Genomic DNA, 16,414 nt, shown 5'->3' with positions numbered 1-16,414 from the left:
GCATGGATTATCCTCTCCATCAGATTATCGGATGTTGTTAAATTTTCACGAGATCTCACGAGATAAAGCTCCGCTCTCTCTTTAACCCGCCCTTAAACGGCCTTCGTTACGCTTCAACAGGCATTTCAGGCCGTGCGGCGGCGACAGGCGAGTATCCGATGGCGCGCAGCAATAAGCGTCGCGAACCGCGGTTCGACGACGACGAAGACGGCGAATTGCGCGCCGAGCGCCGTCCGCCGCCCCGCCCGCGCGCGCGCAAAAAAACGCGGCGCTCGCGCTCGCTCTTTGGCGCGCTCATCTATTGGAGCTTCACGCTGGCGCTCTGGGGGGCCATCGCCGGGGGCGGCCTCGCCGTCTATTACGGCGCGCGACTGCCGCCGATCGACCAGCTCTCGGTGCCCAAGCGCCCGCCCAATATCGCGATCCTCGACATGAACGGCGAGCTCCTCGCCAACCGCGGCGACACCGGCGGCGCGGCGGTCCGGCTCGCGGACCTCCCGCCCTATGTCCCGAAGGCCTTCATCGCCATCGAGGATCGCCGCTTCTATTCGCATTGGGGGGTCGATCCGATCGGCATCGGCCGCGCCATCGTCCGCAACGTCACGGGGCGCGGCGGCATGCAAGGCGGCTCGACCCTGACGCAGCAGCTCGCCAAAAATCTGTTCCTGACCCAGGAGCGAACCATCTCGCGCAAGATCCAGGAGGCGATTCTCGCGCTCTGGCTTGAGCACAAATATTCCAAGGACCAGATCCTCGAACTCTATCTCAACCGCGTCTATTTCGGCTCCGGCGCCTATGGCGTCGAAGCCGCGGCCGAGCGCTACTTCGGCCATGGCGCGAAAACCATCACTTTGTCTGAAGCCGCCGTCCTCGCCGGGCTGATGAAGGCGCCGAGCAAGCTTGCGCCGGATCGCAATCCGGAGGGAGCGGCCGAGCGCGCGGCGCAGGTGATCGCCGCCATGGCGCAGGAGGGCCACATCACCGAGGCGATGGCGAAGGCGGCGCTTTCGCATCCGGCGCGCGCCCGCCAGGACATCGGCGGCGGGTCGATCAATTACGCCGCCGACTATGTCATGGACATGCTCGATGACACGATCGGCGCGATCGACCAGGACATCGTCGTCACGACGACCATCGACGCTCGCATGGAGATGGCGGCGGAAGGCGCGCTCAAGCAGGAGCTCGACGAGAAAGGCGCCAAATTCGGCGTCGCCCAGGGCGCGCTCGTCGCCCTCGATCCCACCGGCGCGATTCGGGCGCTCGTCGGCGGACGCGACTATTCGGCCAGCCAGTTCAATCGCGCGGTCTCCGCGAAACGCCAGCCAGGCTCCGCCTTCAAACCCTTTGTCTATCTGACGGGGCTCGAACAGGGGCTCACCCCAGAGTCCGTGCGCGAGGATGGTCCGCTCGACGTCAAAGGCTGGCGGCCCGAAAACTACAGTCATCAGTATCTCGGACCCGTCACCCTCGCCAAGGCGCTGTCGCTGTCGCTCAACACCGTCGCCGTGCGCGTGGGCCTCGAAGTCGGACCCAGGGCCGTGGCCAAGACCGCGCATCGCCTCGGCGTCCAGTCCGACCTGCAGGCGAACGCGTCGATCGCGCTGGGCACGTCGGAGGTGACGCCGCTGGAGCTCGTCGCCGCCTATACGCCTTTCGCCAATGGCGGGATCGGCGTCCAGCCGCATGTCATTCTCAAGGTGAAGACCGCCGCCGGCAAGACGCTCTATCAGCGCAAGAACGCGTCGCTCGGCCGCGTGATCGCGCCGCAATATGTGGCGATGATGAACGACATGATGCGGGAGACGCTGCTCACCGGCACCGCCCGCAAGGCCGAGCTTCCGGGATGGGACGCCGCCGGCAAAACCGGAACGAGCCAGGATTTCCGCGACGCCTGGTTCGTCGGCTACACGGGCCGGCTGGTCGCCGGCGTCTGGCTCGGCAATGACGACAACTCGCCGACGAAAAAAGCTTCCGGGGGCAATCTGCCGGTCGAAATCTGGAGCCGCTTCATGAGCGTCGCCTTGAAGGGCCAGCCGGTCGCCGGACTGCCCTCGGGCGCCTGGCGGTCGGAGAACATTGCGCTCCCCGAGGAGATCGCCAAGCCGATGGATGACCTCATCGGCTTGTTCACCGGGGAGTCGAGGCCCACGCCCCGGCCGCAATCCGCCAGAACGGCGCCGGCGCCGCGCCCGCCCGCGCCAATCCCCGCCAACCCGCCCGAGCAATCGCCTGTCGCGCAGGCGCAGCCGGCGTCGCCCGCGCCGCGCGACGCTCCGCCCAGGTCGCCGCCGCGCGCAATCGACGATCTTCTGCCGCCGGAAGACATCCCGACGGTCGGCTCGATCGAACGGCCGCGGCAGAGGCGCGGCGCGCCGGAAAGAAGCATTTTCGAGAACCTCTTCGGCGGCGGCTGAGACAGCGGTCGATTGCCGCGACCGCGACCGGCCGGACGCTATTCCGCGGGGGCGCGCACCGTCGTCGAGGGCGGCCGCGCGGCGAAAAATTTGGTGGCCGCGACGATCGCGACGAGCGTCGCGAGATAAACCGCGACCTGCATGGCGGAAGGCTGGTCGGCGTAGCCGATCAACGTATGCAGCACCCGGCCGACGATGCTCTTATCCGACAACATCCATGACGTGTCCCAGGCGGTGTCGGAGAGCGCCGTCACGAAGCCCGCCTGCTGCAGAAAAGCGACGCATTGCGCCGCAAGGCCGGCGGCGAGCAGCGTGATGAGCCATGTCGTTACGGCGAACAGGCGGCGCGGCGGGATGGCGACGAGCCCATAGAATGTCGCGACGCTGGTCACGGCGCCGAGCGCCAGTCCGGCGAGTCCCCCGGCGAAGACGTCCCAGCCGGATTCGCCCGAGGCCAGAATGCCGTAAAGAAACAGCGCCACCTCGGCGCCTTCGCGCAGCACGGCGAGTCCCACGACGGCGGTCAGCGCGAAGAGCGTCTCGTCGCCGCGCGCGACCGCCCGCCCGACATCGGAAAGGTTCTGCGCCAGCTCGCGCCCATGCTGCGCCATCCAGATATTGTGCCAGACGAGCATGACGACCGCGACCGCGAGGATGGCGGCGTTAAAGAGTTCCTGGCCGCTGCCGGCGAAGGCTTGCGAGAGTCGATCGGCGAAGGCGGCGACGACGATTGCGCCGAGCGCGCCGATTCCGACGCCGGCGGCGACGAAGCCGCGCGACCCGGCGACGCCGCGCGTCACGGCCAGAACGACGCCAACGATGAGGCCGGCCTCGATGGCCTCGCGAAAGACGATGATGAGCGCGCCGAGCATGGCTATTCCGCGATGACCTCGCCCTTGGCGGCGTCCTCGTGGAACTCGCCGACGAATTTGTAGCGGCCGGCTTTCAGCGGCCGAAGCGTGAAGGTCGCCTCGCTGTTGCCGGGGATCACTTTCTCGATCCGCAGGCTCTTGCTTTCAAACTCTTCGGGCGTGGCGTCGAGATTCTTCACGGTCAGCGTCGCCGGCTGATTGGCTGGAACGCGAAGTTCCGCCGGTTCGAAGCGGTGATCCTTGATCGTGAGCGTGAAGGCGTTCTCAGCCGCAGCGGCGGCGGAAATGCCCAAGACCGAGGCCACGAGGACCCCCACAAAATGGTCGCGCTTCAAAAACCGCATCTCCCGAGTTTGCTGGGCGCCGACGGTCCCGCCGCGTCCATATCGAAAGTAAGAAGGCCAAAACATGAGGTCAATCAATCTAGTCTGGAGCGCTTCCAAGCTGATGTCGCAGGGGCGCGCGCCTTACCCTGGATAGCCATGCCGAGATTTCGAGGCGCGCAGCAGCGACAGCGCGCGGCCGTCCTGGCCGTTGGAACAGGCTGACGCCGCCTCGCCGATCTCATTCGAGATCTGGGCGTGGACGCTCCTGTTGACGTGTCCCATCGCGAGATCATTGTCGATGACGGAGCGATAGCGCGCCACGGCGCCGGCGCACCCGGGGGCGTCCGGCGGAGGCGCTTCGCCCATCCGCGCTGGCGGCGGGCCCGCTGGTCCGGAAGGAACGATCTGCGGTTGGCGCGCGGCGTTGCAGCTGGCGAGGCCAGCCGCGGCGCATGCGGCCAAGAATAGCAAACCTGCGCGCATCCGTTTCTCCAATGCTTGGCTGAAGTTTGGCTTCTCATAACGGCGAGCGCCCTTCCTGGGCAAATATTTCCTCTTCGCTTGCCGGGGCCGCCAAACCGCGTCAGCATCGCAAAGCGCCTTGACGCCCTTTGTCCGCAGTTGCTTAAGCTGTTGGAGGAAAAATGATTCGCAACATTGTCTTGCTCGACGGCACATGGAATACGCCGCACGATTTCACCAGCATCTGCAAGAAGTCCTGGGACGAGAAAGTCTCCGAAAAGCTCATCCCTCCGGAAGGCGCGGACGGCGTCGAGCAGAACGTCCGCTACTTCTCGGGCGTCGGCGCCGAAGGATTCAAGATCGTCGGCGGCGCAGCCGGCCTCGGGCTGCGGACCATCGTCCAGGACGCCTACAATTGGGTCGTCGACAATTATCGGGACGATCAGGAGCTGTATATCTACGGGTTTTCGCGCGGCGCCTATGCCGCCCGCGCCTTGGCCGGCCTGATCGGCGACTGTGGCATCCGAAAGACCAGAGACAAAAGCATCTTCGACATCGCGCGCGCCAACAAGAGCGCGAAAAAAGCCTCGCAGTTGGGCGCGCCGCCGAACGGCGCCGACATTCAAGCGAACAATCGCATCAAGCTGCTCGGCGTGTTCGACACCGTCGGCTCCTATGGGGTGCCCGCGGGGTTTAGCGGACTGGCCCCGCTCGGCCGCTACGTCACGCTGATGGTGTTCGGCGGGTTCGAGGACACGCAGCTCGGGGCGCATGTCGACCACGCGCTGCACGCAATCGGGGTCGACGAGCGCCGCCGTCCGTTTACGCCGACCTTCTGGACGGTGAAGAAGGGGGCGCCGCATCCCTCGAACGTCGAGCAGAACTGGTTTCCCGGCGTTCATTGCAACGTCGGCGGCGGCTATCCGGAATCGGGGCTTTCCGACATTGCGCTGATCTGGATGATCGCGCGCACGCAGGCGCTGACGGGACTTTCCTTCGACGCGGCCGCAATTAAGCGCGCGCTGAAGCCCAACATCGACGGCGACATTCCAGACTCGGCCGAGAAGTTTCCCATCGACAGGAATTTTCCGCGCGCGCGAGAGATGTTTCCTGCCGGCGCGCCGGCGAATAGTTTTGTCAGCGCCGGCGGGGATCCCGCGGAGGAGCAGGTCAACGAAAAGGTCCATTGGAGCGTGCTCGCCAAGCTCGGCCGGAGCTGCAACATCTATGGCGCGGCGAACGCCCGTTACGACCCTCCGAATCTGAGGGAGGCGATGGCGCGGCTTGGCCCCGACCTCGCGGGAAAGATCGCCGCAATCACGCCCGAAGAGCAGGACCTGCTGCCGCCGGAGCTGGCGTCGCTCGCCCGAGTCAGCGCGTGACCCCTTCGGCTCGATCGTCGCGACCGAGCGTTTTTCCGCTTGGCGGCGTGGCGGCGAGAGGTTATAAGCGCAGGAATTCGTGGCGCGCGGCCGGCAGGTCCCGCGCCGCGATCGTTTTGCGGCGCGAGTCATTCGCGACGCGAGTCAGAGGGGCGGATCGCACGCCCCAGCACAGCCCGGTAGCCGAATGGTCAATCCGTTTCAATTCCTGCAGGGAGTCCGCGCCGAAGCGGGCAAGGTCACCTGGCCTTCGCGGCGCGAGACGCTCATCACGACCGGCCTCGTCATTCTGATGGTGCTATTCGCAAGCCTGTTTTTCGTCGTCGTCGATTCGGCGCTGCGTTTCGGCGTTGGGCTGATGCTGGGCGTCGGTCAATAGACAATTGGAGCTAGTCGCGCCGCTATGAGCATGCGCTGGTATATCGTTCACGCCTATTCGAACTTCGAAAAGAAGGTCGCCGAGGCGATACGCGAGGGCGCGGCGCAGCGCGGACTCGCCGACCAATTCGAAGAGATTCTGGTCCCGACCGAACAGGTCATGGAAGTGCGGCGCGGACGCAAGGTCTCTGCCGAGCGCAAATTCTTCCCCGGCTATGTGCTGGTGAAATGCGAACTGACCGATCAGGTGTTCTCGCTCATCAAGAATACGCCGAAGGTCACGGGCTTTCTCGGCGCCGACAACAAGCCGATGCCGATCAGCGAGGAAGAGGCCCTGCGCATCAAGGGCCAGGTCGCCGATGGCGTCGAGCGGCCAAAGCCGACGATCATGTTCGAGGTGGGCGAGACGGTGCGCGTCGCCGACGGGCCTTTCGCCTCTTTCAACGGCCTCGTCGAGGAGATCGACGAGGCGCGTTCGCGCCTCAAGGTCGCCGTGTCGATCTTCGGCCGGCCGACGCCGGTCGAGCTGGAGTTCGCCCAGGTCGAGAAGGTTTAAGGCCTATCGCGCGGGCGATCTATCCGGCCCGCTTTCTCCCTTGGCGCCGCCGTCCGCGGGCGCATCATTCCGCTCAGGGGGCGCCACGGCGCAACGCTGAGCTCGGCACGCCGGGCAAACGCCGCGCCATCCGTAATAATAGAAGCCGATCCCAGCGAGCAGGCCAGCCCAGCCGAGCAGCGTCTCTCCCATGTATAAATTGGAGAAGATCATCGCCGCGAGTCCGGCGGCCATGAAGGCGAGGCGCTTTGCGTAATCTGACATGCAGGCTTCCTTTCCTCGATGGAGGTGGGAAGCCGGAGACAAAGGCGCAATGCGGCGCTATGTTGGGTCGGCGGATTGCCGCAGTCGATGGGAGCCGCGATGAGCGACGAGCCCGAGAATTTCACGCTGGCGCTGCTGCGCAAGATCGACGGCAAGGTGGACAGCCTTCGCGAAGAGATGGCGACGAAGAGCGACGTCGCTGACGTCCGCTCCGAGGTCCATTCGCTGCGCGCGGATGTCGCTTCCGACCTGATCAATCTGGAAGAGCGCATCGATGAGCGCTTTATGGCGCAGGAGAAGCGCCTGAGCGATCAGATTTCCGGACTGCGCCGTTCGGTGATGGAATATCACTCCTCCGCCATCGGCCACGGCGTTCTGCTGACCGAATTCAAAGAGCGCCTGCGCCGCCTCGAACAGCATGTAGGACTCACGCCCGAGGGGCATTGAGGCTCGCGTCAGCAGCAATCAGTTGCTTTTCCCAGTCTCGTCAGTATAAGTCGCAGGCCCTCTCGCCGAGGGCTTTTTTCGTTTCCTCCAATGGAGACGAAAAACCATACGTGGCGGGTCTGCCCTGACGCCATCGGGGAGCTCCAGACCGGACCACGAACTGCAACCGGCGCCGACGCGTGAAAAATCGCGGCGGGCGCCTTTCGTTGGAGAAAGCAAATGGCGAAGAAAATCGCCGGCTATATCAAACTGCAAGTGCCGGCCGGCGCGGCCAATCCGTCGCCGCCGATCGGACCCGCGCTCGGCCAGCGCGGCCTCAACATCATGGAGTTCTGCAAGGCGTTCAACGCCAAGACGGGACAGATCGAGAAGGGGACGCCGATCCCCGTCGTCATCACCGCCTATCAGGACCGCTCCTTCACCTTCGAGATGAGGCAGCCGCCGGTCAGCTTCTTCCTCAAGAAGGCGGTGGGCCTCAAGATCGGCAAGAAGCCGGCCTCCGGCTCCAAATTGCCGGGCCGCAACGTCGTCGGGAAGATCACACAGGCGCAGATCCGCGACATCGCGGAAAAGAAGATCGTCGATCTCAACTGCGCCTCGATCGAATCCGCGATGTCGATGATCGCCGGCTCCGCCCGCGCGATGGGCCTCGAGGTGGTGGAGTAAGACCATGGCGCACATCGGAAAACGCATTGCCAAGTCCCGCGAGGGCATTGAACGCACCAAGCTCTATCCAATCACCGACGCCGTGAAGCTGGTGCGCGAGCGCGCCAAGGCGAAATTCGACGAATCCGTCGAGATCGCCATGAATCTCGGCGTCGACCCCAAACACGCCGACCAGATGGTGCGCGGCGTCGTCAATCTGCCGAACGGCACCGGCCGCGTTCTGCGCGTCGCGGTCTTCGCGCGCGGCGCCAAGGCGGACGAAGCCAAGGCGGCGGGCGCCGACGTCATCGGCGCCGAGGATCTCGTGACGACGGTGCAGGGCGGAACGATCGACTTCGACCGCTGCATCGCGACGCCGGACATGATGCCGCTCGTCGGCCGGCTCGGCAAGGTGCTCGGCCCGCGCGGGCTGATGCCGAACCCGAAGGTCGGCACGGTGACGATGGACGTCGCCGGCGCGGTCAAGGCCTCAAAGGGCGGCGCGGTCGAGTTTCGCGTCGAGAAGGCCGGCATCGTTCAGGGCACCGTCGGCAAGGCCTCTTTCGACGACGGCAAGCTCGTCGAGAACATCAAGGCCTTCGTCGACGCCGTGGCCAAGGCGAAGCCGCAGGGCGCCAAGGGCACCTATATTCAGCGCGTCGCGCTCAGCTCCACCCAGGGGCCGGGCGTGAAGGTCGACGTGTCGAGCCTGGGCGCAGCCCCGCACTGAGCGGAGGCCTTTCGACAAAAAAGCCGGCGGGTGACCGCCGGCTTTTTGTTTTGGTTCATCCAACGTAAAGACTCGCCGCGCCAAAACAGACGGCGAGAACGCGTCGCGGCCCCCTGTCGCAGGGGCTTTCGCCGCCTTGTGCGGCTGAGCTTTTGTCAATAGGTTCCGCGCGGGCGACGACGGGCGGCGGCTCCGGTTTTTCGCTTCATTCAAAGGCGCGCGCGCCGTTTTCGCTTGCTTTCGGGATTTGCGCTTCATGTCCGTGCTGATCGACAAGAACACCAAAGTCATCACTCAAGGCTTCACCGGCAAAACCGCCACCTTCCACTCCGTCCAGGCCCTCGACTACGGCACCAAAATGGTCGGCGGCGTCTCGCCCGGCAAAGGCGGCTCGATCCATCTCGATCTCCCGGTCTTCGACACGGTTCTCGAGGCGCGCGAAAAGACCGGCGCCGACGCCTCCGTGGTCTATGTGCCCCCGCCGGGCGCCGCCGACGCCATCTGCGAGGCGATCGAGGCGGAGATCCCGCTGATCGTCTGCATCACCGAGGGCGTCCCCGTTCAGGACATGATCCGCGTCAAGCGCGCGCTTTGCGGCTCGAAGTCCCGCCTCATCGGCCCCAACTGCCCCGGCGTCGTCACCGCCGGCGAGAGCAAGATCGGCATCATGCCCGGCAATATTTTCTCGCCCGGCTCGGTCGGCGTCGTGTCGCGCTCCGGCACGCTCACTTATGAGGCCGTGTTCCAGACGACGCGCGAAGGCTTAGGTCAGACGACAGCCGTCGGCATCGGCGGCGATCCCGTCAAAGGCACGGATTTTATTGAAGTGCTGGAGTTGTTTCTCGCAGACGAGGCAACTAAGTCCATCATCATGATCGGCGAGATCGGCGGGGCGGCGGAGGAAGACGCGGCCCAATTCTTGAAAGACGAAGCGAAGCGCGGCCGCAAGAAGCCGGTGGTCGGGTTCATCGCAGGCCGCACCGCGCCTCCCGGCCGCCGTATGGGCCACGCCGGCGCGATCGTCTCGGGCGGCAAAGGCGACGCCGAAAGTAAAATCGCGGCCATGGAGTCGGCGGGCATCAAAGTGTCGCCCTCGCCTGCGAGGCTGGGAAAGACCTTGGTCGAAGCGCTGAAGGGCTAGCGCTGGCCCGCTCATCGCTTCGAAAGTCGTCGGCGGCCTTGAGCGCCGGCGCTTTTGGGAAAGATTGAGATGGCGCGTTTTGAAACCAATGGCGGCGCCGGACCCGCCGCGCCGGTGGGCGCGCGCTCGCCGCAAAATGACTTTCTCGCGTCGACATCCTTTCTGCAAGGCGCGAACGCCGGCTATCTCGAGAGCCTGCTTGCGGCCTATGAGGCTGATCCCTCCTCGGTCAGCGCCGATTGGCGCAATTTCTTCGCTGAGATGGGCCTGCGACCGCAGGAGCAGGTCGCCGCCCACGGCCCGAGCTGGGCGCGGCGCGACTGGCCGCAGCCGCAAAACGGCGAGTGGGTGAGCGCGATCATCGGCGAGGCGCCGACGCCTGTTAAATCGCCAGTTGCCGTCCCCGCGCCGACGCCCGGCGGCGAGGACGTGTTGCGGGCGACGCGCGATTCCGTCCGCGCCCTGATGATGATCCGCGCCTATCGCATGCGCGGCCATCTGCACGCCAATCTCGATCCGCTCGGATTGGAGCAGCGCTACGATCACGGCGAACTCAATCCGCAGACCTACGGGTTCACCGACGAGGACTACGAGCGCAAAATCTTCCTCGATGGCGTGTTGGGGATGCGATACGCCACGCTCTTTGAAATGGTGACGATCCTGCGCCGCACCTATTGCGGGACGATCGGCTTCGAATTCATGCATATCTCCAATCCGGAGGAGAAGGCCTGGCTGCAGGCGCGCATCGAAGGTCCGAAAAAGGAAATCGTCTTCACGCCGGAAGGCAAGCGCGCGATCCTGAACAAGCTCGTCGAGGCGGAAGGTTTCGAGAAGTTCCTCGACGTCAAATACACCGGCACCAAGCGTTTCGGTCTCGACGGCGCTGAGTCCATTGTCCCGGCGCTGGAGCAGATCATCAAGCGCGGCGGCGCGCTCGGCGTGAAGCAGATCGTGCTCGGCATGGCGCACCGCGGCCGTCTCAATTTGCTTTCGCAGGTCATGGGCAAGCCCCACCGCGCCCTCTTTCACGAATTCAAGGGCGGCTCCTTCCTGCCCGACGAAGTCGAAGGCTCCGGCGACGTCAAATATCACCTCGGCGCGTCGTCGGATCGCGTGTTCGACGACAACAAGGTGCATCTCTCGCTCACCGCCAATCCGTCGCATCTCGAGATCGTCGATCCGGTCGTGCTCGGCAAAGTGCGCGCCAAGCAGGACCAATATCATTGCGCAGACGGCGACCGCCGCGCGGTGATGCCGCTGCTCATCCACGGCGACGCGGCCTTCGCCGGCCAGGGCGTCGTCGCGGAATGTTTCGGCCTTTCCGGATTGAAGGGGCATCGCACCGGCGGCTCGATCCACTTCATCATCAACAATCAGATCGGCTTCACCACCTACCCACGCTACTCGCGGTCCTCGCCCTACCCGTCCGACGTCGCAAAGATGGTCGAGGCGCCGATTCTTCACGTGAACGGCGATGACCCGGAGGCGGTCGTCTTCGCCGCGCGCGTCGCCGCCGAATTCCGTCAGCAGTTCCAAAAGCCCGTCGTCATCGACATGTGGTGCTATCGCCGCTTCGGCCATAATGAGGGCGACGAGCCGGGATTCACCCAGCCGCTGATGTATAAGAAGATCCGGGCGCACCGCACGGCGCTCGATATCTATGCGGACCGTCTGATCGCGGAAGGCGTGACGACTCGCGACGACGTCGATCGCATGAAGGAAGACTGGCGCACGCGGCTCAACGAAGAGTTCGAAGCGGGCCAGAGCTACAAGCCCAACAAGGCGGATTGGCTCGACGGCCGCTGGGCGGGAAAAAAATCCGGCTGGCAACTCTCGGAGAACGAGCGGCGCGGGCAGACCGGCGTGGCGCTCGAGACGCTGCAGCACATCGGCGCCGAGATCACGTCGACGCCGCCCGATTTTCACGCCCACCGCACGATCCAGCGTTTTCTCGATAATCGGAAGGCGGCCATCGAACATGGCGGGCCGATCGACTGGGCCACGGCCGAAGCGCTGGCGATCAGTTCACTGCTCTATGAAGGCTACAATGTGCGGCTCTCCGGGCAGGACAGCGAGCGCGGCACCTTTTCGCAGCGTCACAGCGTGCTCATCGATCAGGAGAACGAAGCGCGTTATCTGCCCTTCAATCACATCGCCGAAGGCCAGGGCCGCTACGAAGTCGTCAACTCGATGCTTTCTGAAGAGGCGGTGCTCGGCTTCGAATATGGCTATTCGCTGGCCGAACCGGACGCGCTGGTGTTGTGGGAGGCGCAATTCGGCGATTTCGCCAATGGCGCGCAGGTGGTCTTCGACCAGTTCATTTCATCGGCCGAGCGCAAGTGGCTGCGCATGTCGGGACTCGTCTGCCTCTTGCCGCATGGCTACGAAGGTCAGGGTCCGGAACATTCCTCCGCGCGGCTCGAGCGCTATCTGCAGCTGTGCGCCGAAGACAATATGCAGGTGGCCAATTGCACGACGCCCGCGAACTACTTCCACATCCTTCGCCGTCAGCTGCACAGAAGCTTCCGCAAGCCGCTGGTGCTGATGACGCCGAAATCGCTGCTGCGCCATAAGCGCGCCGTCTCGCGGCTCGGCGAAATGGGCATGGCCTCGAGCTTTCAGCGACTGCTCCTCGACGACGCCGAGACGGCGCCGAACGAGACTTTCGTTCTTCAGGCCGACGAGAAGATTCGCCGCGTCATTTTGTGTTCGGGCAAGGTCTATTACGATCTCCTGGATGAACGCGAGAAGCGCGGCGTCGACGACGTGTATCTGCTGCGGGTCGAGCAGCTCTATCCTTTTCCGCTCAAAGGCCTTGTCGCGGCGCTCGGGCGCTTCAAGAACGCCGACGTCGTGTGGTGTCAGGAAGAGCCCAAGAACATGGGCGCCTGGTCCTTCGTCGACTCCTATCTCGAATGGGTGCTGACGCAGATTGGCGGCAAGTCGAAGCGCGCCCGCTATGTCGGACGCCCCGCTTCGGCCTCGACCGCGGCGGGCACGATGTCCCGGCACCTCGCACAGCTGAAATTGTTCCTGGAGGAAGCGTTCGCGCCGTAGACGCGACGCGAGCGAAGAGAGAGCCGATGGCTGAAATACGCGTGCCGACCTTAGGCGAATCGGTGACTGAAGCGACGATCGGCCGCTGGTTCAAAAAGGCGGGCGACGCGGTGCGCGCGGATGAGGCGCTCGCCGAGCTTGAAACCGACAAAGTCACGCTCGAAGTCAACGCCCCCGCCGCCGGCGTGCTCGCCGAGATCGTCGCCAAGGAGGGCGAAACTGTCGCTCCTGGCGCGCTGCTCGGACAGATCGCCGAGGGCGCCGTCGCGCCGGCGAAGAGCGGCCAGACCGCCGGCAAAAGCCCCGCGCCTAAACCGGCGCCAGCCCCCGCAGCGCCTGCGCCCAAATCGGCTCCGGCGCCGGCTGCGCCCGCGCCCGCCGCGACCGAGATGCCGCCCGCGCCGTCAGCCGCCAAGATCGCCGTCGAGCAAGGGATCGACATTGCTCAGGTTCCGGGCAGCGGCAAGCGCGGCCAGGCGCTGAAATCGGACGTCGTTCAATTCGCCGCGCGTCAGGCGGCTGCGCCGCAGCCCGCGCAAGAAGGCCGCGTCCAGGAGCTTCCGGCGCAGGAAGCGCGAATCGAGGCGCCCGCGCCCCGCGTCCCGATTCCGCAGGAAGACGCCCGCCGCGAAGAGCGGGTGAAGATGACGCGCTTGCGTCAGACGATCGCGCGCCGGCTGAAAGAAGCGCAAAACACCGCCGCCATGCTGACCACGTTCAATGAAGTCGACCTGTCGGCGCTCATCGAATTGCGCAAACGCTACAAGGAGGCGTTTGAGAAGCGGCACGGCGTGAAGCTTGGCTTCATGGGCTTTTTCGTGAAGGCCTGTTGCCAGGCGCTGGAAGAGATCCCCGCCGTCAATGCGGAGATCGACGGGACGGACATCATCTACAAGCGCTTCTGCCACATCGGCGTCGCCGTCGGCACGGAGAAGGGACTCGTCGTGCCGGTGGTGCGCGACGCCGACCGTCTGTCGCTCGCCGAGATCGAAAAAACCATCGCCGAACTCGGCCGCAAGGCGCGCGAGGGCGCGCTCGACATCGCCGATCTGCAGGGCGGCACCTTCACGATTTCGAATGGCGGCGTCTATGGTTCGCTCATGTCCACGCCGATCCTGAATGCGCCGCAATCGGGCATTCTCGGCATGCACAAGATTCAGGAGCGCCCTGTGGTCGTCGACGGCAAGATCGAAGCGCGGCCGATGATGTATCTGGCGCTGTCTTACGATCACCGTGTCGTCGACGGGAAGGAGGCCGTGACTTTCCTGGTGCGCGTCAAAGAGTTGCTCGAAGATCCTGCGCGGCTGGCGCTCGGCCTGTAGCCGCGACCCCTTCAAAATCTCCAAAGGCTACACATCTAATTTCAGACGGCGCGCCGCCTAAGGGCGCCGTCGGCGGGGCGAAAGGACCGCCATGGAGGTAGAGATGGAAATGAAAACCGCCACCGAAACCAGAGAGTCTCCGCTGACGCCCGAGCAGTTCGCGCAGCTTGGCGATGGCCTCATCGCTTATGTGCGGTCAATGCGCTCGGAAGACGTCAACCGGCTTTACCCGCAGGCGCCGCAGATTGCGCCAGGGCTGACGATCTTTGCGCTTTTCGGCGCGGATGGCGCGCCGATCGTGCTTGCGGATTCGGAAGAAGGCTGCATCGGCAACGCCCGCGAAAACCATCTCCAGATGGTGAGCCTGCACTAACCGCCCCACGCAGAGGCGCGCCGCCGGCGCGCCTGCCCGCCCGGCCCAAATTAAGCGCAACTCATCCGTTAGCTTCTCTGCTGTGCGCCGGTGTGGCTCTCGGCGGTGAGCTTGGACGCGAGCACCTTGTCGAGTCGGCGTCCGTCGAGGTCGATGACCTCGAAGCGCCATCCGAGCTTCTCCACCGTTTCGCCGAGAGTCGGAAACCGAATGAGCCCGTCGAGGACAAGGCCGGCCACCGTTTCAAAGCTCCTGTTCTCGGGGAGCGCAACGTGCAGGAGCTCGGCCATTTCGTCGACCGGCATCCAGCCGGCGAGCAGCCAGCTGCCGTCTTCGCGCTGAAGCGCCTCGGGCTCCTCGTGCCCCTCGTCGGACCTGAACGCGCCGGCGATGGCGTCGAGAATATCCGCCGGCGTCACCACGCCTTCGAAATGGCCATATTCGTCGTGCACGAGCGCCATCGGCGTCTCGGCTTCGCGCAAAACATTCAGCGCGTCGAGCGCGTCGATCGAATCTGGCACGACCGGCGCAGACCGGACATGGGATTCAAGGTCGAGCGGCTCGCCGCGTAAGGCAGGCCCTAGCAGGTCTCGGATCAGCAGGACGCCGATCATGTCGTCCATATCGCCCCGGCTGACGGGCAGGCGCGCATGGGAGGTCTCGATGAGCTTCTCCCGCAGAAGGTTCTCCGGCTCGCCGAGATTGAGCCAGTCCACCTCGGTGCGCGGGGTCATCAACGCACGCGCGGCGCGGTCGCCCAGCCGCAGCACGCCAGCGATCATCTGCTGTTCGTCGGCCTCGATCGCCCCCGCGGAATGCGCCTCGGCGACGAAGGTCTTGATTTCCTCGTCGGTGACCGAGGACTGAAGCTCGTTGGCTTGGCCGATGAACAGCAAGATGAGCTTCGTCGACTCATCGAGCAGCCAGACCACCGGCGTGACCAGAGTGGAAAGCAACGCCATCGGCGCCGCCATGCGGCAGGCGATGGCTTCCGCATGGCGCAGCGCGATGTTCTTGGGCAGCAATTCGCCGATGACGACGGAAAGATAGGTGATGACGCCGATGACGCCGCCATAGCCGATCCAATCCGCCGCAGGTTCCGATAGGCCAAGCGCACGCAACTCTTGCGAAAGCCGCTGACCAAGCGCGGCGCCGGAAAAGGCGCCCGCGAGGATTCCGACGAGCGTGATCCCGATCTGCACGGTGGAGAGGAAGCGTCCCGGATCTTCCGCCAGCGCCAGGGCGGCGGCGGCGCCGCGGCGACCTTCGGCGACCAAAGTCTTCAGCCGCACTTTGCGCGACGAGACGATGGCGAGCTCGGACAACGAGAAAATCCCGTTGATGACTATCAACACAAGCGCGACGGCTAGCTCGAACATGACACCTGATAGGGCTTTCTGCGCAGGCTCTCAAGCAAATGGCGTCGGCAAGCGGTGACGGCGACGACATTTGTCCCCTGGGCGTCGATCCTGCCGAAAAGGAGGGCAATCGAGCGGTCTGAAAACTACATCACAGGATACCATGTGATCGGGAAGCGCTCAGTCGCGGGCCGCGATTTCGATCTTCTTGATGACCCGCTCCGGCTCGGGCCGCGCCAGATCGATGGAGAGCAGCCCGTTGACGAGATCGGCGCCGAGCACCTGCATCCCTTCGGCCAGGAGAAAGGCGCGCTGAAACTGCCGTGCGGCGATGCCGCGATGCAGGAAATGGCGCTCTCGATCCTCGGTTTGGCGCCCGCGAATGACGAGCTGATTTTCTTCGAGCGAGACGTCGAGCTGGTCGCGGGTGAAGCCCGCGACGGCCAGGGTGATCCGAAGCCGCTCCGGCGCGCTCTCGACGCGCGGAATGCGCTCGATATTATAGGGCGGGTAGCCGTCGGAGGCGGTGCGGGCGACGCGGTCGAGCGCCCGTTCGATCTCATCGAAGCCGAGCAGAAACGGCGAATTGAGCGGCGGACGCGACATGTCTCTGAAGCCCTGTTGGCGCCTCTTCGGCCAGAGCCCGTGAAGCGCTCCGGCTACAGCTATATGATCGAGCCGGCCGCG

General features: G+C 64.8%; 17 protein-coding genes. 11 read left to right on the top strand and 6 right to left on the bottom strand.

The annotated features are described in order from the left end of the window. Positions 1 to 158 precede the first annotated feature (158 nt). On the top strand, positions 159 to 2,414 hold the full coding sequence (locus tag HUN39_RS08090) for a transglycosylase domain-containing protein (RefSeq protein ID WP_175093946.1): 2,256 nt from the start codon (positions 159 to 161) through the stop codon (positions 2,412 to 2,414). A 38-nt stretch (positions 2,415 to 2,452) separates the two neighbouring features. On the opposite strand, the gene HUN39_RS08085 is transcribed toward HUN39_RS08090, so the two are convergent. From HUN39_RS08085 to HUN39_RS08075, 3 genes are read right to left on the bottom strand one after another with little or no spacing between them, the layout of a single operon-like run. Continuing rightward, the gene (locus HUN39_RS08085) at positions 2,453 to 3,286 is read right to left on the bottom strand and encodes an FTR1 family iron permease (protein ID WP_175093945.1); all 834 of its coding nucleotides are present in this window, start codon (positions 3,284 to 3,286) and stop codon (positions 2,453 to 2,455) included. Positions 3,287 to 3,288: 2 nt separating this feature from the next. Continuing rightward, positions 3,289 to 3,696 (bottom strand): cupredoxin domain-containing protein, encoded by a 408-nt coding sequence (locus HUN39_RS08080; protein ID WP_232365980.1) that lies wholly within the window; start codon positions 3,694 to 3,696, stop codon positions 3,289 to 3,291. A 57-nt stretch (positions 3,697 to 3,753) separates the two neighbouring features. Further along, complete coding sequence (locus HUN39_RS08075) at positions 3,754 to 4,095, bottom strand: hypothetical protein (protein ID WP_175093944.1); 342 nt, start codon at positions 4,093 to 4,095, stop codon at positions 3,754 to 3,756. Between the two features lie 161 nt (positions 4,096 to 4,256). On the opposite strand from HUN39_RS08075, the gene HUN39_RS08070 reads away from it, so the two are divergent. The 3 genes from HUN39_RS08070 to nusG all read left to right on the top strand — a co-directional run bounded on the left by HUN39_RS08070 (position 4,257) and on the right by nusG (position 6,390). Next, the gene (locus HUN39_RS08070; RefSeq protein ID WP_175093943.1) at positions 4,257 to 5,456 is read left to right on the top strand and encodes a DUF2235 domain-containing protein; all 1,200 of its coding nucleotides are present in this window, start codon (positions 4,257 to 4,259) and stop codon (positions 5,454 to 5,456) included. Between the two features lie 187 nt (positions 5,457 to 5,643). Further along, on the top strand, positions 5,644 to 5,835 hold the full coding sequence (gene secE, locus HUN39_RS08065; protein WP_175093942.1) for a preprotein translocase subunit SecE: 192 nt from the start codon (positions 5,644 to 5,646) through the stop codon (positions 5,833 to 5,835). 24 nt (positions 5,836 to 5,859) lie between these two features. Next, on the top strand, positions 5,860 to 6,390 hold the full coding sequence (nusG, locus tag HUN39_RS08060; RefSeq protein ID WP_018406586.1) for a transcription termination/antitermination protein NusG: 531 nt from the start codon (positions 5,860 to 5,862) through the stop codon (positions 6,388 to 6,390). Between the two features lie 3 nt (positions 6,391 to 6,393). On the opposite strand, the gene HUN39_RS08055 is transcribed toward nusG, so the two are convergent. Beyond that, positions 6,394 to 6,654 (bottom strand): hypothetical protein, encoded by a 261-nt coding sequence (locus HUN39_RS08055; RefSeq protein WP_175093941.1) that lies wholly within the window; start codon positions 6,652 to 6,654, stop codon positions 6,394 to 6,396. A 99-nt stretch (positions 6,655 to 6,753) separates the two neighbouring features. Here HUN39_RS08055 and HUN39_RS08050 point away from each other — a divergent pair, with 99 nt between their 5' ends. From HUN39_RS08050 to HUN39_RS08020, 7 genes are all read left to right on the top strand, one after another. Continuing rightward, entirely contained in the window at positions 6,754 to 7,101 is a 348-nt protein-coding gene (locus HUN39_RS08050) for a hypothetical protein (protein ID WP_232365979.1), read from the top strand. 219 nt (positions 7,102 to 7,320) lie between these two features. Next, entirely contained in the window at positions 7,321 to 7,767 is a 447-nt protein-coding gene (rplK, locus tag HUN39_RS08045) for a 50S ribosomal protein L11 (protein ID WP_123174332.1), read from the top strand. Positions 7,768 to 7,771: 4 nt separating this feature from the next. Next, entirely contained in the window at positions 7,772 to 8,476 is a 705-nt protein-coding gene (rplA, locus tag HUN39_RS08040) for a 50S ribosomal protein L1 (RefSeq protein ID WP_175093939.1), read from the top strand. Positions 8,477 to 8,732: 256 nt separating this feature from the next. Next, entirely contained in the window at positions 8,733 to 9,617 is an 885-nt protein-coding gene (gene sucD, locus HUN39_RS08035) for a succinate--CoA ligase subunit alpha (protein WP_175093938.1), read from the top strand. A 69-nt stretch (positions 9,618 to 9,686) separates the two neighbouring features. Beyond that, positions 9,687 to 12,674, top strand: coding sequence for a 2-oxoglutarate dehydrogenase E1 component (locus tag HUN39_RS08030; RefSeq protein WP_175093937.1), 2,988 nt, complete (start codon positions 9,687 to 9,689; stop codon positions 12,672 to 12,674). A 26-nt stretch (positions 12,675 to 12,700) separates the two neighbouring features. Further along, entirely contained in the window at positions 12,701 to 13,996 is a 1,296-nt protein-coding gene (odhB, locus tag HUN39_RS08025) for a 2-oxoglutarate dehydrogenase complex dihydrolipoyllysine-residue succinyltransferase (protein WP_175093936.1), read from the top strand. Positions 13,997 to 14,099: 103 nt separating this feature from the next. Then, positions 14,100 to 14,369 carry a BQ00720 family protein gene (locus HUN39_RS08020; protein WP_175093935.1) on the top strand — a complete coding sequence of 90 codons (270 nt, stop codon included), beginning with the start codon at positions 14,100 to 14,102 and terminating at the stop codon, positions 14,367 to 14,369. Between the two features lie 68 nt (positions 14,370 to 14,437). On the opposite strand, the gene HUN39_RS08015 is transcribed toward HUN39_RS08020, so the two are convergent. Both HUN39_RS08015 and HUN39_RS08010 read right to left on the bottom strand, forming a co-directional pair. Next, positions 14,438 to 15,748: a hemolysin family protein gene (locus tag HUN39_RS08015; RefSeq protein WP_175093934.1), complete on the bottom strand. Its 1,311-nt coding sequence runs from the start codon at positions 15,746 to 15,748 to the stop codon at positions 14,438 to 14,440. Between the two features lie 159 nt (positions 15,749 to 15,907). Then, entirely contained in the window at positions 15,908 to 16,333 is a 426-nt protein-coding gene (locus HUN39_RS08010; protein WP_124739604.1) for an Hsp20 family protein, read from the bottom strand. Positions 16,334 to 16,414 lie beyond the last annotated feature (81 nt).

The organism is Methylocystis silviterrae (assembly GCF_013350005.1).
Taxonomy (GTDB): domain Bacteria; phylum Pseudomonadota; class Alphaproteobacteria; order Rhizobiales; family Beijerinckiaceae; genus Methylocystis; species Methylocystis silviterrae.
This window is presented reverse-complemented; position numbering and strand designations above follow the sequence as displayed.